This window comes from Kocuria salina (genome assembly GCF_013368965.1).
GTDB lineage: Bacteria > Actinomycetota > Actinomycetes > Actinomycetales > Micrococcaceae > Kocuria > Kocuria rosea.
Window position 1 is genome coordinate 140,748 of the sequence record NZ_SSSF01000002.1, and the last position, 19,989, is coordinate 160,736.

Here is a 19,989-nt window from a genome sequence, read left to right on the forward strand (position 1 = left end):
CCGGGGCCGACCGTGCAGAACCCCGTGCGGTCGGCTACAGGGGCTCGCCCGCGGCACCGTCGATGTCGACGCTGACGTCGTGGCCGACGGCGGTGCCGTGCTCCACCGTCCGCGAGACCGTGCAGTACTTGTCGTGGGACAGGGTGACGAGGCGTTGGACCATGCCGGCGGCCTTGCGGCCGGCGGCGTCGTCGGGGAACGCGAGGTGGAAGGAGAGGTGCAGGTCCTCCAGGCGGTTCGCCCCGTTCTCCTCGAGGATCTTCTGTCCGGTCGCCTCGACGCGGAACTCCGAGGGCTCCGAGCTGCGGGAGGTCGCCACGTCCACGTCGATGGCCGAGCACCCGGCGACGGCGGCCAGCAGGAGCTCCACGGGGGACAGCAGGCCCTCACCGCGGCCGAAGGCGATCTCGGCCCCCTCGGCGTTGCGGGCGGTGTAGTGGCCGGTGGCGGTGCGGGTCAGCTCGACGGAACGCGGGGCGGGGTCGTTGATCTCACTCATGCACCCATGATGCCAACCCCGCTCGCGTCGGCGGTCCCGGCACCGCCCCCGGGGGCCGGCGGAATAGGCGCTGCGGCCGTCGCCGTTGACGTGGGAACGTCACCGTCCAGCGCCCAGGAGGCCGGCTTGTCCCCATCACGACCGGCGCACGACGGCCGCGAGCCCGAGGAGCCCGAGCGGAGCCACCTGGACGCCGAGCTCGAGGCGCTGATCGCCGACTACCGCCGGCTGCACCAGGACGACGCCCGTCTGCGCCGGATCGAGCGCATCATCCACGCCGCCCACCGGTCCGCCGACGAGGAGGGCGGGGACCGTGCCGGCGAGATCCGCGAGGAGCAGATCGCGCCCGCGCTGAGGGTCCAGGACGCGCGGCGGGTCGCCGCCGGGCTGCTGCGCACCGAGGAGGACATGAGGGCCTACGCGGCCCGTTTCGCCCGGCGCAGCACCGAGAAGGACCCGGCGGGAAGGGACCTGGAGCGCCAGGCGCACGCGCTGGACGCCGCGGGCCGGAACTGGGTGCTGATGATCGGCCAGAACCGTGACCACGGACTGGTCGCCTGCCGCTTCGTCCGGGAGAAGGGCATCCCGCACGCCCGCGTGGTGTCCTTCACCGCGGAACGGCTGAGGCTGCCCATCCTGGTCGTCGAGCTCGGCCTGGACGAGGACGGCCCCTGCCCCGGGTGAGCTCTCCGCCGCGGGCGGCGGCCGGGGGCGCGGGGCACGCCACGACGGGTCGACCTCCGGCGACCAGGGGTCAGGTCCGCGTCGCCAGCACCAGCTCGGTGAGCGCGCTGAGCAGCGGCCCCTCCACGCCCAGGGCGGGTGCCTGCCCGAGCGCCCCCACGGGATCGCGCCGCACGGCCTCGTGCACCCGCCGCTTGACCTCGTAGCCGATCTGGGCGTCGTTGAGCAGGTCGAAGACGCGGTCCGCGGGATCCTGGGCGGCCACGGCGCCCAGTCCCGCCGACCGCACCACGATCTGCGCCCCGGGGGCGACCCCCTCGACGGTGACCGAGGTGCGGTGCCCGCGCACGCCGTTCCCCCGCCGGTCGGTGCGGGCCGGGACGGTCCTCCCGTCCACGGTCACGGTCGGCTCCGCCGGCTCATCGAGGCCGATGAAGGTGAGGGTCCAGGTGCGCGCCGCCGGCAGGCAGCCGAGGTGGCCCTGTGCCGGGCCGACCGTGAACTCCCCGGCGGCGGCGTCGAGGGCGAGCGGGGTGCGCGCCCAGCGGGCCGGGTCGAGGCCGTCGCCGCTGTCGTCGTCCTCGTCCAGGACGGTGCGGTGCGAGGCGCCGGCGACCACCAGGACCTCCAGCTCCCCGGGATTGCCGGGGCCCGGCGCGGCGTCGTCGTCGGACCCCGCGAGGGGCACGATCGCGCCGGCGCGGGCCAGGACGGGCACGTCGTGGAGACCCCGGTGCAGCACGAGCTCCCGCCCGCCGTCGTAGACGGTGCCCGTGAACAGGTCCGTCCAGGACCCCTCCGGCAACCACACCGGCACGGCCGCGCGGGTGACCACCGGGTCCGCGGGGGAGGTGACCGGGGCGACCATCAGCTCGGGCCCGAACAGGTACTGGTGGCCGTACCGGTAGGCCTGCTCCGCCTCCGGGTGCTCGTGGTACAGGGGCCGGACCAGGGGGACGCCCTCCACGGCGGCGGCCCGGTTGGCGGTGTGCAGGTAGGGGACCAACCGGTGCCGCAGCCGGAGGCCGCGCTCCATGGCCTCCGCGTAGGGGGAGCGGTAGCGCCACGGCTCCTTGGCGATGAAGTCGTTGTCGCCCGAGTGCAGGCGCAGGATCGGGGAGAACACCCCGAACTGCAGCCAGCGGGTGGCCAGCTCGTCGTCGCGGGCGCCGAAGACGTGCCCGCCGATGTCGTGGCTCCACCAGCCGAAGCCGATGTTCGCCGCGGTCGCCGTGAAGTACGGCTGGAACGCCAGCGAGGCCCAGGAGATGACGGTGTCGCCGGAGAAGCCGACCGGGTAGCGGTGGCTGCCGGGCCCGGCGTAGCGGGAGAGCGTCAGCGGGCGGGACCCGTCCGCGCCCGAGTCCAGGAAGTGGTAGTGGTTGAGCACCCACAGGGGGTCCACCCCGGGCAGCCGCGAGTGCGGCCCGGACTGCCAGTCGACCCACCAGAAGTCCACGCCGTCGGCCTCCAGGCCGCGGTGCAGGACCTCGAAGTACGCGGCCACGAAGTCCCGGTCGGTGACGTCGAAGGCCACGGGCTCCTCCGAGCCCGGCTCGCGCCCCAGGGCCTCGAGCATCGCGGGGTGCGCGTCCTCGAAGGAGCGCACCCCGTCGGCCGGGTGCAGGTTGAGCGTGACCCGGTAGCCGTGCTCGTGCGCCCACGCGAGGAAGGCCCGCGGGTCCGGGAACAGCTCCCGGTTCCAGGTGTAGCCCGTCCAGCCCGAGCCGTGCCGGCGCTCCACGTGCTCGTCCGTGAGGTGCCAGTCCATGTCCACCACCAGCACGGAGAACGGCAGGCGGCGCCGGTCGAACTCGGCGACCAGCTCCCGGTACTCGGCCTCGTCGTAGGCGTGGTACCGGCTCCACCAGTTGCCGAGCGCCCAGCGCGGCAGGACGGGCTGCGGCCCGGACAGGGCGTAGAGGTCGCGCAGTGCCTGCCGGTGGTCGTGGCCCCAGCCGAAGAGGTAGAGGTCCACGGCGCCCTCCTCGGGCGCGCGCGGCGCGTACCAGCCGTCGTCCGTGAGCAGCACCGAGGCGGAGTCGTCGATCACCCCGAAGCCCTCGCGGGACGTGATGCCCGGCTCGAGCGGGATCGGGCCGTCGGCCTCGTCGAGGGTGCGCGCGGTCCCGCCCAGGGTGGGGGCGGGTACGCCGTAGCGCCACACGCTGTGGTAGCTGGTCACGCCGCCGCGGATCTGCGCGGACAGTCCCGTCGGGCTGAAGGCCCGCTCGTCGTAGCTGAGGTGGATCCGCTCCGTGCTCAGCTCCAGCCCGGCCGCCGTGCGCCGCACCCGGAAGTCCGGCACCGGGAACCGGCGGTCGACGGCGAACGCGGACGGACGGTCCTCGAAGCGGCCGGCGGGACTGTACTCCAGGCGCAGCAGCCCGGGGCTCAGCACGCTGATGCGGTAGTGCTCGCCGGCGACGACGGCGCCCGGGTCCGCGGTGCCGGCGCCGGTGGGACGGAAGTGGGGGAGGGGCATGCGTCCACCCTAGGCGGACCGGGGCGGGAATAATCCGGGACGGGCGCCGCTTGACGGTAGTAGTTCAAATTTGAAAGAACAGGGCGGGCCGTCCGGCCGGACGCCGCCGCGGAGCAGGAGGACCACATGCAGTTCGGCATCTTCACCATCGGGGACGTCACCGAGGACCCCACCACGGGACGCACCCCCACCGAGCACGAGCGGATCAGGGCCACCGTCGAGATCGCGAAGAAGGCGGAGGAGGTGGGCCTGGACGTCTTCGCCACGGGCCAGCACCACAACCCGCCGTTCGTGGCGCCGGGGAACCCGCCCGTCCTGCTGGCGAGCATCGCGGCGCAGACCGAGCGGCTGCAGCTGTCCACGGCCACCACCCTGATCACCACCACCGACCCGGTGCGCATCGCGGAGGACTACGCCTACCTGCAGCACCTGACCGACGGCCGCGTGGACCTCACCATGGGGCGGGGCAACACCGGCCCGGTCTATCCGTGGTTCGGCCAGGACATCCGCCAGGGCATCCCGCTGGCGATCGAGCACTACAGCCTGCTCCACCGGCTGTGGCGGGAGGACGTGGTCAACTGGCAGGGCCGGTTCCGCGGCGCCCTGCAGGGTTTCACCTCGACCCCGCGCCCGCTCGACGGCGTGGCCCCCTTCGTGTGGCACGGCTCGATCCGCTCCCCCGAGATTCCGGAGCAGGCCGCCTACTACGGCGACGGGTTCTTCCACAACAACATCTTCTGGCCCGCCGAGCACACCCGACGGATGGTGGAGTTCTACCGGACGCGCTTCGAGCACTACGGCCACGGCTCGGCCGACCAGGCCATCGTGGGCCTCGGCGGCCAGGTGTTCATGCGCCGGAACTCCCAGGACGCCGTGCGGGAGTTCCGCCCCTACTTCGACAACGCCCCCGTCTACGGGCACGGGCCGTCCCTGGAGGACTTCACCACGCAGACGCCGCTGACCGTCGGCTCCCCGCAGCAGGTCATCGAGAAGACCCTCGGGTTCCGCGACTACGCGGGCGACTACCAGCGCCAGCTGTTCCTGATGGACCACGCCGGCCTGCCGCTCAAGACCGTCCTGGAGCAGCTCGACCTGCTGGGCGAGGAGGTCGTGCCGGTGCTGCGCAAGGAGTTCGCCGCGCTCAGGCCCGCCCACGTGCCGGAGGCCCCGACCCACGCCTCGCTGCTGGAACGCCACCGCGCCGGCCAGGACCCGGTGCCCGGCGGCGCCGAGGACTCGCCCGCCGGGCGGGCCCGCGCCGCGCAGGCCGCGGAGCCGACCACGGGGCGGACCACGGAGAAGGCCCACCGATGAGCGTCCGGAACCCCACCGGGACGACGACGCCGGACCCCACCGCGGCGCGCCCGCTCACCGTGGCCGTGGTGTCGGCGGGGATGTCCGACGCCTCCTCCACCTCGCTGCTGGCCGACCGGCTCGCCGAGGCCGCCCGGGACGGACTGGCCGAGACGCCGGTGCGGATCGAGCGCGTGGACCTGCGCCCGCTGGCCCACGCCGTCGCCGACCACCTGCTCACCGGGTTCCCCGGTCCGGAGCTGCGGACCGCCCTGGACACGGTCGCCGGGGCGGACGCCCTGATCGCGGCCACCCCGACGTACAAGGCCTCCTACTCGGGGCTGTTCAAGTCCTTCTTCGACCTCGTCGACGACGCCGCGCTGGAGGACGTGCCCGTGCTGGTGGCCGCGACCGGGGGCACGGCACGCCACTCCCTGATGCTCGACACCGCCATGCGCCCCCTGTTCACCCACTTCAAGGCGCTGGTGCTGCCCCTGGGGGTCTACGCCGCCACCGAGGACTGGGCCGGCGGATCGCTCGAGTCGCGCATCCGGCGCGCCGGCGCGCAGCTGGCGCGCTCGATCGCGCCGGGAGCGCAGCCGGCCGGACGGGCGGCCGGCGAGGTCCCGGCCGGTGCGGCCGCGCCCGGGCGGGGCGGCGGGTTCGACGGGGTCCCCGACTTCGCGGACCTGCTCGCCCGGGCCGGCCGGTGACCGGCCACCCGGCGGCCGCGCCGGAGCCCGCGGCCCGCCCGTGGGACGTGTGGCAGCTGTTCTTCGAGACCACCGCCCGGCTGACCACGGAGATCGAGGCGCGGCTCAAGGAGCACGGCTGCTCGCTCATGGACTACCAGGTGCTCCTGCTGCTGCGCAACGCCGAGGACCACCGGCTGCGGATGGGGGAGCTGGCCCAGCGGCTGGTCTTCTCCCCGAGCCGGCTCAGCTACCAGATCGGCGTGCTGGAGAAGCGCGGCTGGGTGCGGCGCCGGCGCTGCGCCGAGGACGCGCGAGGCCTCGAGGCCGAGCTCACGGAGGAGGGGCTGCGCGCCTTCCGGCGCCTGCGGCCCGCCCACGCCCGCGACGTCGAGGAGCTGTTCCTCCGTGCGCTCGAGGGCGACGACGCCGACCGGCTGGCCGCCGTCATGGACCGGCTGGCCCGCCGTCTGGCCTGAGGACGGGGCTGCGGCGTCCCGGTCCGCGAGCTCAGCGCAGTGCCGCCCGCACGCCCGGCCGGGCGGCCACCACGAGCCAGGCCACGTCCACGACGGCCTTGAGCGCGCCCGTCACGAGCCCGATCGACGTGCCCGCCGGGACCACGAGCAGCAGCACGGCGTTGGCCACGGTGGTCAGGAGCGCCATGGACGCGAAGACGATGCCGAGGATCCACGCCCACTGCCGCTGCTCGCGCAGCGGGAAGTACACCAGGGCGTAGAGCCCGGCGGTGAACCCGAGGCCGAACAGGAGCGAGATGGCGAGGACGACTGTCCCGAACGCCCCTGCGGGCAGGCCGGTGTACTGCTCGGGCGCCGCCAGGTACCCCACCCCGCTGCCGAGGACCGCGACCACGAAGGACGCCACGGTGAGCCGGAGCAGCAGCCGCAGATCGGCCGTCACCGGGGGCCGGGGCGGGCGGGCCCTCGCGTCGGGAGGAGCGCCGGGCGGCGGCGGGCCGCCGTGGCCCCGGGGCTGGTGGGGCTGCTGGGACATCGTCGGTGCCTCCTGACGCACGGGCCTGACACGGGGAGGGCCCTGCGCAGGGCCCAGCACCGAACCTATCCGCTGGAATCGCATTCGCGAACACCTGGCGGCCCCATGGCCCCGGTGCGGCGGAGCGTGACGCCCGGATCCGCTCAGGCGGGGGAGGTCCCGGCCGCGACGAGCGCCGCGGTCGCCGCCGCGATCGCCTGCTCCTCGTCGGTGGGCACCACGAGGACCTCCAGTGCGGATCCCGGCGCGGAGATCCGGCGGACCTCCCGCGAGCGGGCGGCGTTGGCGTCGTCGTCGAGCACGACCCCGAGGGCGCCCAGCCGCCCGCAGACGCGGGCGCGGAAGGCCGAGGCGTTCTCCCCGATCCCGGCCGTGAAGACCAGCGCCTGCGCGCCGTCCACGGCCACGTGGTAGCCGCCCACGTACTTCGCCAGGCGGTGGGCGGCCATCTCCAGGGCCAGCTCGGCGCGCTCGTCGCCGCGGTCGGCGGCCTCCTGGACGGCGCGCATGTCGTGGTCGCCGGCGATCGCCCGCAGACCGGACTCCTTGTTGAGCACGGCGTCGAGTCGCTCGGGGGTCATCCCGGGGTCCCGGCGCAGGACGGCCGTGACCACGGACGGGTCCAGGTCCCCGGTGCGGGTGCCCATGACCAGGCCCGCCAGGGGGGTGTAGCCCATCGACGTGTCGTAGGAGGCGCCGTCCTTGACCGCCGTCACCGACGCGCCGTTGCCCAGGTGCGCCACCACGCAGCTGAACCGTTCGCGCGGGACGCCCAGGAACTGCGCCGCCTGACCCGTCACCCAGTCGTGGGACGTGCCGTGGAACCCGTAGCGGCGGATCCCCCACCGCTCGTAGAACTCCTCCGGCACGGCGTAGCGCCACACGTGCTCGGGCATGGTGCGGTGGAACGCGGTGTCGAACACGCAGATCTGCGGCAGGTGCGGCCACGTCTTCTGGACGGCCCGCAGGCCCAGGACGGCGGCGGGGTTGTGCAGGGGAGCCAGCGGGACCAGCCGCTCGATGTCGCGGATGATCTCGTTGGTCGCGAGCACCGGCGCGGAGAAGCGCTCGCCGCCGTGGACCACGCGGTGGCCCGCGGCGGCGATCGTGCGCCCCTCCAGCTCGGTCTCGAGCCGCTCCGCGAGCAGCTCGAGCGCCTGCGTGTGGTCCGCGATCCGCGAGCTGCCGATGTTCTCGATCAGCCCGGAGGCCAGCACCGTCCCGCCGTCCGCACCGGCCTCGAGCTCCCGGACCTGGTACTTGAGCGAGGACGAGCCGCAGTTGACGACGAGCACGAGCATGGAGGACTCCCTGGGGCTGTGGCGACGGGCATGGGGACGGGGACGGTGCGAGCGGTGGGCCGGTGGGTCACATGCCCTGCGCCTGGATCGCGGTGATCGCGACCGTGTTGACGATGTCGTCCACGGTGCACCCGCGCGAGAGGTCGTTGACGGGCTTGCGCAGCCCCTGCAGCACCGGGCCCACGGCCACGGCGCCGGCCGACTGCTGGACGGCCTTGTAGGTGTTGTTGCCGGTGTTGAGGTCCGGGAAGACGAACACGGTCGCCCGGCCGGCCACGGCGGAACCGGGCAGCTTGGAGGCCGCGATCGAGGCGTCCACCGCGGCGTCGTACTGGATGGGGCCCTCCACCTCGAGCCCCGGGTCCGCGCCGCGCACGATCTCGGTGGCCGTCCGGACCTTGTCCACGTCCTCGCCGGAGCCGGACCCGCCGGTCGAGTAGGACAGCATCGCCACCCTGGGCTCCACCCCGAACTGGCGGGCGGTGCGGGCGGAGGCGAGCGCGATGTCCGCGAGCTGCTGGGCGTCCGGGTTGGGGTTCACGGCGCAGTCGCCGTAGACCAGGACGCGGTCCTCGAGGAGCATGAAGAACACGGAGGAGACGATCCTCACGCCCTCGGAGGTCTTCACGAACTCCAGGGCGGGGCGGATCGTGTTGGCGGTGGTGTGCGCGGCGCCGGAGACCATGCCGTCCACGTCCCCCATCTGCACCATCATGGTGCCGAAGTAGGAGCCGTCGAGCATCCGCTCCAGTGCCGTCTCCGGCTGCACGCCCTTGTGGGCGCGCAGCCGCACGTACTCCCCGGCGTACTTCTCGCGCAGCGCGTCGTCGTGCTCGAAGTCCACGAGGGTCAGCCCGTCCTCGGCGAAGTCGAGGTTGATGCCCTCCGTCTGGCACAGCTGGGCGATCCGCCCGGGGTCGCCCAGGACCGTGAGGTCGCAGAAGTTGCGGCGGTGGATCATCTCGGCGGCCCGCAGGATGCGGGGGTCCTCGCCCTCGGGCAGCACGATGTTCTTCCGGTCCGCCCGGGCCGTCTCGACGAGCTCGTGCAGGAAGCGCAGGGGCGTGCGCTTGGCCGGGCGCGGCAGGTCGAGCCGGCTCACGAGCTCCTCGCCGTCCACCCGCCGGGCCCACTCACCGAGCGCGGCCGCGACCTTGCGCGGGTGCGCCCCGGAGAGGGTGCCCCGGGTCCGGGACACCTCCCGGGCGGCCCGGTAGGTGTCCAGCCCGGTGGTCAGCACGGGGAACGGCGCCGCGGCGGTGAGCTCCCGGATCCGCCCCTCGGTCTCGAAGCCGCCCGTGAGCAGCATCCCGGAGGGGACGGGCAGGGCGGGGGAGAGGGCGGAGGCCAGGGACGCGACGACGATGTCGGAGCGGTCCCCCGGCGTGATGACGAAGTCGCCGTCGGCGAGCTGCTCGAGGTAGTGGCCCACGGTCATCGCGGCGATCTTCACGCCCTTGACGTCCCGGTCCAGGGAGACCGCGGACGGGCCGTCCCCGAACCCGTGCCGGTCCCGCAGCTCCGCGACGGTCGGCGCGGCCACCGCCTCGTTCTCGGCGATGACGTACACGGGCAGGCCCCGCACGCCGCGGGCGGCGTTGTGCTCGATCTGCTCCACCCAGTCGGGGCGGGCGCGGTTGACGATGACCGCGAAGATGTCGCACCGCACCTGGTTCAGCTCGGCCCGGGTGACCTCGACCGCGTTGAGCACGTCCTCGGGGCTCTCGGACTCGTCGGCGCCGATCACGGCCAGCACGGAGGCGCCCAGGTTGTTGGCCATCCGGGCGTTCATGTCGAACTCGGCGGTGGCCGCGTTGTGCGCCAGGAGGTCGGTGCCGTCCACCACGATCACGTCGCAGTGCCGGGCCATCTCGCCGTAGACGGTCACGGCCATCGCGTCGAGCTCGTCGTGGTCCCCCGCGGCGAGCAGCTCCCGGGTGCGCGCCAGGGAGATGCCGCCGCGGCAGCGCTCGTCCGGGAGGTCGAAGTTGCGCTTCATCAGCTGCACCATCGGGTCCTCCGCCGGGGTCTCCCCGAGGTGGACGGGCCGGAAGTAGCCCAGGCGGTCCGTCTTGCGGAACAGCGAGTCGGCCAGGCCGAGGGCCACGAGCGACTTGCCGGACTGCGGCGTCATGGCGCTGACGTAGATGCCTTGGGTCATGGTGGCGGGGTCCTCCGACGGTCGGGCTGGGTCCGTGCCCAGTCTAGGGCCCACCCGCCGGAGGGCCGGGTGCGGGGCCGCTCAGGCGAGGGAGAGGAACATCTTCTCCAGCTCGGCCTTGTCCAGGCTCGGGTCCTCCGAGCGCAGGCACTGGTCCAGGCCCGTGGCGATGATGGAGAAGCCGGCCTTGTCGAGGGCGCGGGAGACCGCGGAGAGCTGCGTCACCACGTCCTTGCACTCGCGGCTCTCCTCGAGCATGCGGATGACGGCGCCGAGCTGGCCCTGGGCCCGCTTGAGCCGGTTGATGGTGGGGGTGAGGTCCTGGGGGTCGAGTTGCACGGGGCGCTCCTGGGTGTGGTGGTTGCTCCGACGATTCTATACCCCCTGGGGGATCTTGCATACCCAGGGGGGTATAGTGCATCATGGAGTCACACCCACCGTCACCCGGAAGGAACTGCCGCATGACCTCGAAAGTCGCCCCCGCCGAGCTGAAGTCCTGGATCGAGTCCGGAGAGGAGGTCGCCGTCCTCGACGTGCGCTCCGCCGCCGAGTTCGCCGCCGAGCACATCGACGGCGCCTACAACGTCCCCGTCGACCTCGTGGCCGACCACGCGCAGGACATCGCCGCGGCCCTCGGCGGCAAGGTCGCCCTGATCTGCCGCTCCGGCGCCCGGGCCACCCGCGCCCAGGACATCCTCTCCTCGGCCGGCACCGAGAACACCCACGTCGTCGACGGCACCGTCGACGACTTCGAGAAGGCCGGCGGCGCGGTCGTCCGCGGCGCCTCGACCTGGGCCATGGACCGTCAGGTCCGCATGGTCGCCGGCTCGCTCGTGCTGGCGAGCGTGGTGGGCGGGCAGCTGGTCTCCCCGAAGCTGCGCGCCGTCGCCGCGGGCGTCGGCGGCGGGCTCGCGTACTCCGCGCTGTCCAACACCTGCGCCATGGCCAACGTGCTCTCGAAGATGCCCTGGAACCAGGGTGCCAAGGATCCCTCCAAGGACGCCGTGCTGGAGCAGCTCACCGCCCAGTGATCCGTCCAGTGATCCGCCGGGTCGGCCCCGCGGACTGATCCGCCGGCCCCGCCGCCACGCCGTTCGCGTGGCGGCGGGGCCGGCGTCGTCCCCGGGGTTCACCCGGACGCCGCCGGGTGGGAGGATGGGGGCATGCTGGTTGCCTTCTCCGTCTCCCCGTCCGGCGGCGAGAACCCGAGCGGTTCCGTCCACGACGCCGTCGCCGCCGCCGTCCGCGTGGTCCGCGAGTCCGGACTGCCGCACGAGACCGACGCCATGTTCACCACGATCGAGGGCGAGTGGGACGAGGTCATGGACGTCGTCAAGCGCGCCACCGAGGCCGTGGGCCGCTACGGGCCCCGGGTCTCGCTCGTGCTCAAGGCCGACATCCGCCCCGGCCACACCGGTGAGCTGCAGGGCAAGGTCGAGCGCCTCGAGGCCGCGATCCAGCGGCAGGCCATAGAGTCCTGAGCGCTGCCCCCGCGGCGGTCCGCCTGCGGACCGCAGGACCGTCCGACGCCGGGGCCTGGTCCGCCCTGCACCTGCGCTGCCTCGACGAGACCTACCGTCCGCTCTTCGGGGACGCCTTCGCCGACCGGCAGCAGGCCGCGGCCGAGCGCACCGCCGGCTACGACCTCGCCCTCCTCGCGGACCCGCACGTGCGCACCCTCCTCGCGGTCGACGACGACGGGGCCGCCCTGGGGCTGGTCTCCGCCGGCCTGGCCCCCGCCGCGTGGGAGGGGCGGGCCGGGGTGCCCGCCCCGCTCGTCCCGCTGCAGCTGTTCCAGCTCTACGTGCTGCGGGCCGCCCACGGCACGGGCCTCGGCGCTGCCCTGCAGGAGGCCGCGATCGGCTCCGCGGACGCGTACCTGTGGATCATGGACGGCAACGCCCGCGCGGAGCGCTTCTACGCCAGGCACGGCTTCCGGGCCCTGGCCGAGTCCTTCCCCGCCGGCGGGCCCTGGACCGGGCAGCGCATGCACCGCATGCTGCGGACGGGGACCGCGTGAGCCGCGCGTCCCGCCGCTCGCGCACGGCGCCGGCGCCCGCCGGGCCCACCGGCCCCGCGGCCGGGAGCTACGAGATCTCGACCGGCACCGCCGAGCTCGTCCCGGACGCCTACGCCCCCGGCTCCTGGGTGCTGCACGTCAACGGCGTCCCCTCCTCCCACGTGGACCCGGAGCACCCCGAGCGGCTGGACTTCGAGTACATGCGCTGGATCGCCGCGGTCGTGGACGCCCACCTCGCCGCCCACCCGGATCCGGAGCGGCTGCGGGTGCTGCACCTCGGCGGCGGCGCCTGCTCGCTCGCCCGCTACCTCGCCCACGCGCACCCGGCCGCGCGGCAGGTCGTCGTCGAGCTCGACGGGCGGCTCGCCGAGCTGGTCCGGGAGTGGTTCGACCTCCCGCGCGCCCCCCTGCTGCGGATCCGGGTGGGGGAGGCCCGCGCCGTCACGGAGTCGCTGAGCCCGGCCACCCGGGACGTCGTGGTCCGCGACGTCTTCGCCGGGGCCGTGACCCCCGAGCCCATCACCACGGTGGAGTTCGCCCGGCACGTGCGGCGCGTCCTGGCCCCCGGCGGGCTGTACGTGCTCAACTGCGGCGACACCCGGGACCTCGCCGGGGCGCGCGCCGAGCTCGCCGCGCTGTCCGAGGTGTTCGAGCACGTCGCCGCCGTGGCGGACCCGGCGATGCTCAAGGGCCGCCGCTACGGCAACATCGTGCTGGCCGCCTCCTCCGCCCCGCTGCCGCTGGAGGGCTCGCCCGGGGCGGCCGCGCTCGGCCGGGAGCTGCTCGGCGGCGCGGTGCCCGCCCAGTACAAGGACGAGGCGTGGGTGCGCTCCTTCGTGGGCGGCACCCCGCCGCGCCACGACCCGGTCGCCGAGGGGGCGCGCGATGGCGCCTGAGTCCGCGACCGAGCAGGACGTGCGCGGCCTCGCCCGGCGGCACGGCCTGGACCTGGAACAGGGGACCGTCCGGTTCGAGGAGGCGGGTCTGGACTACCGGGTGGCGTTCGCCGCCGCCTCCGGGACCGGCGAGCAGTGGGTGCTGCGGATCCCGCGCCGCCCCGACGTCGCGGCGAAGGTGGCCGACGAGCTGCGGATCCTGGACTTCGTGCGCCCGCGGCTCCCGGTCGCGGTGCCCGACTGGCGGATCGCGGGCCCGGAGCTCGTCGCCTATCCGCTGCTGCCCGGCCGGCCCGGTCTCACCCTCGACGCCGCGGGGCAGCCGGTCTGGCACTACGACACCGCCTCCCCGGAGCACGCCCGGTCCCTGGCGGAGGTCGTCGCGTCCCTCCACCGCCTCGACCCCGCCGCCGCCGCGGCGGCGGGTGTTTCCGCCGAGACCCCCGAGCAGGTGCGCCGGCGGTGGGCGGCCGACCTCGAGCGGGTGCTCGCGGAGTTCGACGTCGCCGCGGAGCTCGCGGCCCGGTGGCGGGCCTGGCTCGACGACGACGGGCTGTGGCCGCGCCGCACCGTCCTCACGCACGGCGAGCTCTATCCCGCCCACCTGCTGCTCGACGACAGCAGCCGCATCCTGTCCGTCCTGGACTGGACGACGGCCGGCGTCGGCGACCCGGCCCTGGACCTCATGTACCAGCACCTCATCGCCCCGCCCGAGTCCTTCGCGGCGACCGTCCGCGCCTACGAGGAGCTCACCGGCCGCCACGAACCCCGCCTCGCCGACCGCTGCGAGGCCCTCGTGGCCGCAGGACCCCTCAACTACGCCCTCTTCGCCCTGGCGTCCGGGGAACCGGGCCACCGCGAGGCCGCCGCCGCGCAGCTGCGTCCCTGAGGTCCCCACGCTCCACCGTCCGGCCGCGCCCTATCCTGGCGGGATGGACAACCGCACCGAGGTCCGCGACTTCCTCGTCTCGCGCCGGGCCAAGCTCACCCCGGCCCAGGCCGGTCTGCCGGCCGGGGGCAACCGCCGGGTGCCGGGGCTGCGCCGCTCCGAGGTGGCGGCCCTGGCCGGGGTGAGCGTGGAGTACTACGCCAAGCTCGAGCGCGGGGCGGTCGCCGGGGCCTCGGCCTCGGTGCTGGAGGCGGTCGCCGCCGCCCTGCGCCTGGACGAGACCGAGCGGGCGCACCTGCTCGACCTGGCGCGGGCGGCCGACGGCGTGTCCGCCGCACGGCGCCCGCGCCGCCGGGCGTCGCGGCAGGCGAGCTCCCGGCCGGGGCTGCAGTGGGCGCTGGAGGCGATCACCGGCGGGGTGGCGTTCGTGCGGAACCAGCACCAGGACCTGCTGGCCACCAACGCCCTGGGGCGCGCCTTCTACGCCCCGCTGCTCGGGGACGGCGGACGCACCCCCAACCTGGCCCGGTTCCAGTTCCTGGATCCGGCCTCCCGGGAGTTCTACCCGGACTGGGAGGTGTTCGCGAGCATGTGCGTGGCGATCATGCGCGCCGAGGCCGGCCGCGACCCGCACGACCGGGCGATGCAGGACCTGGTCGGGGAGCTGTCCACCCGCAGCGAGACCTTCCGCACCCTGTGGGCCGCCCACGACGTGCGCACCCACGGCACCGGCACCAAGCGCTTCCGCCACCCGGTGGTGGGGGAGCTGACGCTGGCCTACGAGGAGCTGGCCGTCACCGCCGAGCCCGGGCAGGTCCTCATGATCTACACCGCCGAACCGGGCTCGCCCTCGGCCGAGCGGCTCCGGCTGCTCGGATCCTGGGCGGCCGACCGGCACGCCGCCGTCCCCGAGCGCTGATCCGCGGCTGCGGCACGTGCACGTCGTCGCGCCCCTGTTGCCCGAGGGGTCGCCATCGGCGAGAACATGCCGCGCTGAACGTCGGAACGCGACCCGCCGCGTGTGCTGAACGTCGGAACGCGACCCGCCGCGTGTGCTGGGCGCGGAGGCGACCCCGCGGCGGCGTTCCGGTGGGCTCGGGGATCAGCGGGAGGCGCGCGAGGCCTCGACCGACGCCACGAACTCCCGGGCCAGCTCCACCAGCTCCTGGGTGCGCTCGATCTGCGGCATGTGCCCGGTGTCCGGGAAGACGTGCAGCCGGGCGCCGGGCAGGGCGGCGGCCGCGGCCTCGGCGTGGTGGGCCGGCAGCACGGCGTCGGCCTCGCCCCACACCACGAGCACGGGCAGGCCCGTTGCCCGCACCTTCTCCAGCAGGGCCCTCCGCCAGCCGGGCAGGACGCCGATCACCGGCAGCCCGATGCTCCGGTAGGTGCCCAGGAACGTGGCCCGGAAGTCCGGCTGGGCGCCCACCCGCGCCGCGTGCCGCAGCAGCTCCGGGGTGGCCAGGGCCGGGTCGAAGAAGCAGTTCTGGTTCGACCGCACCGCGGCGGCCCGCGCCAGCGGCCGGAACCGGCGGCCCACCACGGGCAGCCGGGACAGCCCCGCCCACACCATGGGCAGGGGGGAGACGTTGGCCTCCCGGCCGAACCCGGCGCTGTTGGCGAGCAGCAGCCCCGCGACCCGCCCGGGATGCTCGGCGGCCACGGTCATGGCCACGGCGCCGCCCAGGGAGTTGCCCATGAGGTGCACCGGCCGCTGCTCGCCGAGCGCGTCGAGCACGCCGACCACGGCGCGGGCGAACGTCCCGAGCCCCGGCCGGTCCGCGCCGGCGGGGGTGAGCCCGAAGCCGGGGAGGTCCATGCTCAGCACGCAGTGGTCCCGCGCCAGCAGGTCGTGGGCGGCCGACCAGTCCTCAAGGCTCCGGCCGATGCCGTGCAGCAGCACGACCGGCGGCGCCTGCGCGGGCCCGGAGCGGCGGATGCGCACGGGCCGGCCGGCGACCTCCACCGTCGTCGTCGTGGCCTCCGGGGTGCCGGCGGGGGAGTCTGCGGCGGGGACGGGCGCGTGTCGGTCGGTCATGCGTGGGTCTCCTGCGGGCGGGCGCCGCGGCGGGCCGCGGTGCGGGGGATCAGGTCGAGGGTGCGGGACAGCGGGGTGCGCAGGGTGGTCGCGGAGTCCAGCAGGTAGTTCTGCCGCACCCGCCACGGGTGCCGGTCGCCCTGGCGCGGGAAGGCGCCGATCGCGCGCCGGACGTAGCCGGAGCTGAGGTCCAGCAGCGGCTGCTCGGCCATGCCCCGGGGGGCGCGCGGCACCACGGCCCCGGCGTCGTGGCGCTCCAGGTGCCGCAGCACCCTGCACACCAGCCGGTGGGTGAGGTCCGCGCGCAGGGTCCAGGACGCGTTGGTGTAGCCGATGCACAGCGCGAAGTTCGGCACGCCGGTCAGCATCGCCCCGTTCCACACGAACTGCTCGGCGAGCTCCACCGGCGTCCCGTCCACGGTCAGGACGATCCCGCCGAAGGGGAGCAGCCGCAGACCCGTGGCGGTGACCACGAGGTCGGCCTCGAGGACCCGGCCCCCGCTCAGCCGGACCCCTTCGGGCACGAACGTGTCGATCGTGCCGGTGACCACCTCGGCCCGCCCCCGCTTCAGCGCCTTGAACAGGTCCGCGTCCGGAACGGCGCACAACCGCTGGTCCCAGGGATCGTAGGACGGGGTGAAGTGCTCGGCCACGAGCTCCTCGGAGCCGAGGATGCGCGCGGCCCGGGATGTGAAGAACGCCCGGGCCGCGGCCGGGCGGCGGCGGCAGAACTGGTACACGGCCATGCTGAACAGGATGTTCTTGGCGCGGATGACCCGGTGGGCGAGCCCCGCGGGCAGGAGCCGGCGCAGCGCGTCGGCCCGCCGGTCCCGGCCGGGCACGGCGCTGATCCACGTGGGGGAGCGCTGCAGCATGGTCACGCCCGCGGCGGTCCGCGCCATGGCCGGCACGAGGGTCACGGCGGTGGCGCCGCTGCCGACCACCAGCACGCGCCGGCCCGTCCAGTCCAGGTCCTCGGGCCAGAACTGCGGGTGCACCACCCGGCCGCCGAAGTCCTCCAGGCCGGGCAGCGCGGCGTCGTGGCCGCGGTCGTAGTCGTAGTAGCCGGCGCACGAGTACAGGAACGAGCACGTCATGCTGCGCCGGTGGACGGCACCGTCCTCGTCCCGCACCTCGAGGCCCAGGCTCCAGCGCTGCTCGGCGCCGGACCAGTCGGCCGAGACCACCCGGGTGCGGAGGCGGAGGTGCCGGTCGATGCCGAACTGCTCCGCCGTCTCGTGGATGTACGCGAGGATCGACGGGCCGTCCGCGAGCGCCTGCGGGTCCCGCCACGGCTTGAAGGAGTAGCCGAGCGTGAACATGTCCGAGTCGGAGCGCACGCCCGGGTAGCGGAACAGGTCCCAGGTCCCGCCGAGGTCGTCCCGGGCCTCCAGCACGGCGTAGGACAGCTCGGGGCGCTCGGTCTGCAGGCGGTAGGCCGCGCCGATGCCGGACAGGCCGGCTCCGACGACGACGACGTCCCGGTGGTCGGTGCCGCCGGGGATCTCGCGGGGCGGCTCGCTGGCGGTGGAAGGTGCTCGCATGCTTCCAGGATCGCCCGGCGCGCCCGCCAGGACTTGACGCTGCGCGACGATTGCTTGACCCTGGGCGACATGACGGTCATCCGGTCCGCAGGTCTGCGCGGCTTCCGCGCCGCGGTCGCGGAGCTCGGCGGGATCGCCGAGGCCCTGGCCGACGCCGCCGGCCTGCCCCGGTCGGCCCTGGACACCGACGACCTCCTGGTCCCCGAGCGGGCCGTCGCGCGGGTGCTGGAGACCGCCGCCCGGGAGCTGGACTGCCCCGACCTGGGGCTGCGGGTCGCCGCCCGGCAGGACCCGGGCGTGCTCGGCCCGCTCGCGCTCGCCGCCCGCCACTCGGAGACGGTGCGCGACGCCCTCGAGTGCACCTCCCGCTACCTTTTCGTCCACGCCCCGTCCCTCGAGCTGGCGCTGGTGCCGGACCCCTACGGGGCCCGCGGGGTGACGGCGGTGCGCTACGGCGGCTCCGCCGCGACCGCCCGGGACCCCGGGCGCGGCAGCCCGCAGGGCACCGACCTGGGCCTGGGCCTGCTGCACCGGGCCCTGAGCTCCCTGGTGGGGGGCCGCTACGGGCTGCGCACGGTCGAGCTGGCCCACCGGCCGGCGGCGCCGCTGCGGGTCTACGAGGAGTTCTTCGGGGCACCCGTGCGCACCGGCCGCCCCGACGTCCTCCTGCGGATCCCCACCAGCACGCTCGCCCGCCCGCTGCACGGGGACGCCGGGGTCCGGCAGGTGGCGCTCGCCTTCCTCGACACCCAGCTCCCCGGGCCCGGCTCCGCGTGGGCGCCCCGGGTCCGGGGCGTGCTGGTGCAGCTGCTCGGCACCGCGTCCCCGGAGATCGAGGCCGTGGCCCGGGTGCTGGACCTGCACCCCCGCACCCTGCAGCGCCGGCTCGCCGAGGAGGGCACCACCTTCGGCGCCGTCCTGGACGAGACCCGGCGCAGCGCGGCCCTGCGCTGGCTCACCACCACCGACGTCCCCCTCGGCCAGATCGCCGGGCTCGTGGGGCTCTCGGAGTCCTCGGCGCTCACCCGGTGCGCCCGCCGCTGGTGGGGTGCCCCGCCGCGGGACGTCCGCCGCCGGGGCGTCCCGGTCGGCTGACGGTGTCGCCGCGCGTCAACTTCCTGTCGCGGTGGGTCAAGCGGTGACCGGTGCCCGCCCGCACACTGGACAGCAGGCCCCGATCCACGACCCCGACCCCAGGAGCAGCCCGTGTCCCCGTCCGCACCCTTCCGCTTCGCCGGCGCCACCGCGGTGCTCACCGGCGCCGCCTCCGGCATCGGCGAGCAGCTGGCCCACGGCCTCGCCGCCCGCGGCACCCACCTGGTGCTCCTCGACCGGGACGCCGCGGGACTCGAGACCGTCGCCGGGGCGATCCGCGCGGGGCACCCGGACCTGCCGGTGCGCACGGTCGTGGCCGACCTCGCCGAGCTGTCCGCGCTGCCGGGCGTGGCCGAGCGGATCCGGGCCGAGCACCCGCGGATCGACCTGCTGGTCAACAACGCGGGGGTGGGCCTGGGCGGGACCTTCGAGCAGGTCTCCGCCGAGGAGTTCGACTGGCTCATGGACATCAACTTCCGGGCGCCGGTGGTGCTCACCCGCGAGCTGCTGCCCGCCCTGCTCGCCGCCCCCGGCAGCCACCTGGTCAACCTCTCCAGCCTGTTCGGCCTCATCGCCCCGCCCGGGCAGGTGGCGTACTCCGCGAGCAAGTACGCCCTGCGCGGGTTCTCCGAGGGCCTGCGCCACGAGCTGGCGGGCCGGGTGGGGGTCACCGTGGTGCACCCGGGCGGGGTCCGGACCAGGATCGCCGAGACCGCCCGCACCCCGGCCGGGGTGTCGGAGGAGCGGGCGCGGAAGGACCGGGAGGACTTCGCGGCGCTGCTCAGCTATCCGGCGGAGCGTGCGGCCGCCGACATCCTGGGGGCGGTGGAGCGGCGCCGGAACCGGCTGCTCGTGGCGCCCAGCGCCGTGCTGCCGGACCTCGTGGCGCGAGTCCTCCCGGGCTCCTACTGGCCGGTCCTGCGGCACGCGCCCCGGGTCCTGAAGCATGCGCCCCGGGTCCTGCGGCGTCTTCCCGGGCGGCGGCGCCGGGCCTAGGCTGAGCGCATGACCAGCACCCTGTCCGCCGTCGTCGTCGACTGCCGCGATCCCGAGACCCTCGCCCGCTTCTGGTGCGCCGCCCTGGGCTACGTCGTCCACGCGGAGGCCGAGGGGTTCGTGGGCATCGTGCCCGCGGAGGGCAGCGGCCCGCACCTCGACTTCGTGGTCGTCCCCGAGCCCCGGACCGTCAAGAACCGGCTGCACCTCGACCTGCGCGCCGTGGACACCGACCGGGACTCCGAGGTCGCCCGCCTGGAGTCCATCGGCGCCCGCCGCGTGGACGTGGGCCAGGGGCCCGAGGTGACCTGGGTGGTGCTGGCCGACCCGGAGGGCAACGAGTTCTGCGTGCTCTCCGACCTCGAGGAGGACTGAGCCGGCG

At 75.0% G+C, this 19,989-nt stretch carries 21 protein-coding genes; 13 read left to right on the forward strand and 8 right to left on the reverse strand.

The annotated features are described in order from the left end of the window. Positions 1-34: 34 nt before the first annotated feature. Positions 35-499, reverse strand: coding sequence for an OsmC family protein (locus E7Z53_RS04735; RefSeq protein WP_017832990.1), 465 nt, complete (start codon positions 497-499; stop codon positions 35-37). Between the two features lie 126 nt (positions 500-625). Between E7Z53_RS04735 and E7Z53_RS04740 the strand changes: the two genes are divergently transcribed. Further along, positions 626-1,183, forward strand: a complete 558-nt coding sequence (locus tag E7Z53_RS04740; protein WP_017832991.1) for a hypothetical protein — start codon at positions 626-628, stop codon at positions 1,181-1,183. A 70-nt stretch (positions 1,184-1,253) separates the two neighbouring features. Here the strand turns inward: E7Z53_RS04740 and E7Z53_RS04745 are convergent, their stop codons facing one another. Next, positions 1,254-3,668 (reverse strand): glycoside hydrolase family 31 protein, encoded by a 2,415-nt coding sequence (locus tag E7Z53_RS04745; protein ID WP_176337309.1) that lies wholly within the window; start codon positions 3,666-3,668, stop codon positions 1,254-1,256. A gap of 126 nt (positions 3,669-3,794) precedes the next feature. Here E7Z53_RS04745 and E7Z53_RS04750 point away from each other — a divergent pair, with 126 nt between their 5' ends. From E7Z53_RS04750 to E7Z53_RS04760, 3 genes are read left to right on the forward strand one after another with little or no spacing between them, the layout of a single operon-like run. After that, complete coding sequence (locus tag E7Z53_RS04750; RefSeq protein ID WP_017832993.1) at positions 3,795-4,982, forward strand: LLM class flavin-dependent oxidoreductase; 1,188 nt, start codon at positions 3,795-3,797, stop codon at positions 4,980-4,982. Next, positions 4,979-5,674 carry a CE1759 family FMN reductase gene (locus E7Z53_RS04755; RefSeq protein ID WP_144836415.1) on the forward strand — a complete coding sequence of 232 codons (696 nt, stop codon included), beginning with the start codon at positions 4,979-4,981 and terminating at the stop codon, positions 5,672-5,674. Before E7Z53_RS04750 ends, E7Z53_RS04755 begins: the two co-directional genes overlap by 4 nt. Next, positions 5,671-6,132, forward strand: a complete 462-nt coding sequence (locus tag E7Z53_RS04760; protein ID WP_176337310.1) for a MarR family winged helix-turn-helix transcriptional regulator — start codon at positions 5,671-5,673, stop codon at positions 6,130-6,132. The genes E7Z53_RS04755 and E7Z53_RS04760 overlap by 4 nt, the downstream gene beginning before the upstream one ends. Before the next feature lie 31 nt (positions 6,133-6,163). Here the strand turns inward: E7Z53_RS04760 and E7Z53_RS04765 are convergent, their stop codons facing one another. From E7Z53_RS04765 to E7Z53_RS04780, 4 genes are all read right to left on the reverse strand, one after another. Beyond that, a complete protein-coding gene (locus E7Z53_RS04765; protein ID WP_176337311.1) occupies positions 6,164-6,667 on the reverse strand; it encodes a hypothetical protein in 504 nt (167 codons plus the stop codon). 143 nt (positions 6,668-6,810) lie between these two features. Then, positions 6,811-7,968: an acetate/propionate family kinase gene (locus E7Z53_RS04770; protein ID WP_176337312.1), complete on the reverse strand. Its 1,158-nt coding sequence runs from the start codon at positions 7,966-7,968 to the stop codon at positions 6,811-6,813. Between the two features lie 67 nt (positions 7,969-8,035). Next, entirely contained in the window at positions 8,036-10,129 is a 2,094-nt protein-coding gene (pta, locus tag E7Z53_RS04775; RefSeq protein WP_035925493.1) for a phosphate acetyltransferase, read from the reverse strand. 81 nt (positions 10,130-10,210) lie between these two features. Next, entirely contained in the window at positions 10,211-10,468 is a 258-nt protein-coding gene (locus tag E7Z53_RS04780) for a metal-sensitive transcriptional regulator (protein WP_017832999.1), read from the reverse strand. A gap of 122 nt (positions 10,469-10,590) precedes the next feature. Between E7Z53_RS04780 and E7Z53_RS04785 the strand changes: the two genes are divergently transcribed. The 6 genes from E7Z53_RS04785 (at position 10,591) to E7Z53_RS04810 (ending at position 14,853) form a co-directional block, all read left to right on the forward strand. Next, entirely contained in the window at positions 10,591-11,160 is a 570-nt protein-coding gene (locus E7Z53_RS04785) for a rhodanese-like domain-containing protein (protein WP_176337313.1), read from the forward strand. 132 nt (positions 11,161-11,292) lie between these two features. Further along, positions 11,293-11,610 carry a thiamine-binding protein gene (locus tag E7Z53_RS04790; RefSeq protein WP_017833001.1) on the forward strand — a complete coding sequence of 106 codons (318 nt, stop codon included), beginning with the start codon at positions 11,293-11,295 and terminating at the stop codon, positions 11,608-11,610. A gap of 188 nt (positions 11,611-11,798) precedes the next feature. Next, a complete protein-coding gene (locus E7Z53_RS04795; RefSeq protein ID WP_440941479.1) occupies positions 11,799-12,149 on the forward strand; it encodes a GNAT family N-acetyltransferase in 351 nt (116 codons plus the stop codon). Next, on the forward strand, positions 12,146-13,045 hold the full coding sequence (locus E7Z53_RS04800; protein ID WP_176337314.1) for a spermidine synthase: 900 nt from the start codon (positions 12,146-12,148) through the stop codon (positions 13,043-13,045). Before E7Z53_RS04795 ends, E7Z53_RS04800 begins: the two co-directional genes overlap by 4 nt. After that, positions 13,035-13,934 carry a macrolide 2'-phosphotransferase gene (locus E7Z53_RS04805; RefSeq protein ID WP_176337315.1) on the forward strand — a complete coding sequence of 300 codons (900 nt, stop codon included), beginning with the start codon at positions 13,035-13,037 and terminating at the stop codon, positions 13,932-13,934. Before E7Z53_RS04800 ends, E7Z53_RS04805 begins: the two co-directional genes overlap by 11 nt. Before the next feature lie 43 nt (positions 13,935-13,977). Beyond that, positions 13,978-14,853, forward strand: coding sequence for a helix-turn-helix domain-containing protein (locus E7Z53_RS04810; RefSeq protein WP_095649856.1), 876 nt, complete (start codon positions 13,978-13,980; stop codon positions 14,851-14,853). A 183-nt stretch (positions 14,854-15,036) separates the two neighbouring features. Here the strand turns inward: E7Z53_RS04810 and E7Z53_RS04815 are convergent, their stop codons facing one another. Next, entirely contained in the window at positions 15,037-15,972 is a 936-nt protein-coding gene (locus E7Z53_RS04815; protein ID WP_081994315.1) for an alpha/beta fold hydrolase, read from the reverse strand. Then, positions 15,969-17,516 carry a flavin-containing monooxygenase gene (locus E7Z53_RS04820; protein WP_136341835.1) on the reverse strand — a complete coding sequence of 516 codons (1,548 nt, stop codon included), beginning with the start codon at positions 17,514-17,516 and terminating at the stop codon, positions 15,969-15,971. The genes E7Z53_RS04815 and E7Z53_RS04820 overlap by 4 nt, the downstream gene beginning before the upstream one ends. A gap of 69 nt (positions 17,517-17,585) precedes the next feature. Between E7Z53_RS04820 and E7Z53_RS04825 the strand changes: the two genes are divergently transcribed. The 3 genes from E7Z53_RS04825 to E7Z53_RS04835 all read left to right on the forward strand — a co-directional run bounded on the left by E7Z53_RS04825 (position 17,586) and on the right by E7Z53_RS04835 (position 19,982). Then, positions 17,586-18,611, forward strand: a complete 1,026-nt coding sequence (locus E7Z53_RS04825) for an AraC family transcriptional regulator (protein ID WP_176337316.1) — start codon at positions 17,586-17,588, stop codon at positions 18,609-18,611. A gap of 111 nt (positions 18,612-18,722) precedes the next feature. After that, positions 18,723-19,607: an SDR family NAD(P)-dependent oxidoreductase gene (locus E7Z53_RS04830; RefSeq protein WP_017833009.1), complete on the forward strand. Its 885-nt coding sequence runs from the start codon at positions 18,723-18,725 to the stop codon at positions 19,605-19,607. A 9-nt stretch (positions 19,608-19,616) separates the two neighbouring features. After that, complete coding sequence (locus E7Z53_RS04835) at positions 19,617-19,982, forward strand: VOC family protein (RefSeq protein ID WP_017833010.1); 366 nt, start codon at positions 19,617-19,619, stop codon at positions 19,980-19,982. The last annotated feature ends 7 nt before the right edge of the window (positions 19,983-19,989 follow it).

What these genes read in the sequence shown, in the direction of transcription:
- E7Z53_RS04825 (WP_176337316.1), top strand. Translation starts at nt 17,586, where the DNA reads ATGACGGTCATCCGGTCCGCAGGTCTGCGCGGCTTCCGCGCCGCGGTC.
- E7Z53_RS04820 (WP_136341835.1), bottom strand. Translation starts at nt 17,516, where the DNA reads ATGCGAGCACCTTCCACCGCCAGCGAGCCGCCCCGCGAGATCCCCGGC.
- E7Z53_RS04745 (WP_176337309.1), bottom strand. Translation starts at nt 3,668, where the DNA reads ATGCCCCTCCCCCACTTCCGTCCCACCGGCGCCGGCACCGCGGACCCG.
- E7Z53_RS04785 (WP_176337313.1), top strand. Translation starts at nt 10,591, where the DNA reads ATGACCTCGAAAGTCGCCCCCGCCGAGCTGAAGTCCTGGATCGAGTCC.
- E7Z53_RS04790 (WP_017833001.1), top strand. Translation starts at nt 11,293, where the DNA reads ATGCTGGTTGCCTTCTCCGTCTCCCCGTCCGGCGGCGAGAACCCGAGC.
- E7Z53_RS04750 (WP_017832993.1), top strand. Translation starts at nt 3,795, where the DNA reads ATGCAGTTCGGCATCTTCACCATCGGGGACGTCACCGAGGACCCCACC.
- E7Z53_RS04735 (WP_017832990.1), bottom strand. Translation starts at nt 499, where the DNA reads ATGAGTGAGATCAACGACCCCGCCCCGCGTTCCGTCGAGCTGACCCGC.
- E7Z53_RS04815 (WP_081994315.1), bottom strand. Translation starts at nt 15,972, where the DNA reads ATGACCGACCGACACGCGCCCGTCCCCGCCGCAGACTCCCCCGCCGGC.
- E7Z53_RS04770 (WP_176337312.1), bottom strand. Translation starts at nt 7,968, where the DNA reads ATGCTCGTGCTCGTCGTCAACTGCGGCTCGTCCTCGCTCAAGTACCAG.
- E7Z53_RS04805 (WP_176337315.1), top strand. Translation starts at nt 13,035, where the DNA reads ATGGCGCCTGAGTCCGCGACCGAGCAGGACGTGCGCGGCCTCGCCCGG.
- E7Z53_RS04755 (WP_144836415.1), top strand. Translation starts at nt 4,979, where the DNA reads ATGAGCGTCCGGAACCCCACCGGGACGACGACGCCGGACCCCACCGCG.
- E7Z53_RS04765 (WP_176337311.1), bottom strand. Translation starts at nt 6,667, where the DNA reads ATGTCCCAGCAGCCCCACCAGCCCCGGGGCCACGGCGGCCCGCCGCCG.
- pta (WP_035925493.1), bottom strand. Translation starts at nt 10,129, where the DNA reads ATGACCCAAGGCATCTACGTCAGCGCCATGACGCCGCAGTCCGGCAAG.
- E7Z53_RS04810 (WP_095649856.1), top strand. Translation starts at nt 13,978, where the DNA reads ATGGACAACCGCACCGAGGTCCGCGACTTCCTCGTCTCGCGCCGGGCC.
- E7Z53_RS04835 (WP_017833010.1), top strand. Translation starts at nt 19,617, where the DNA reads ATGACCAGCACCCTGTCCGCCGTCGTCGTCGACTGCCGCGATCCCGAG.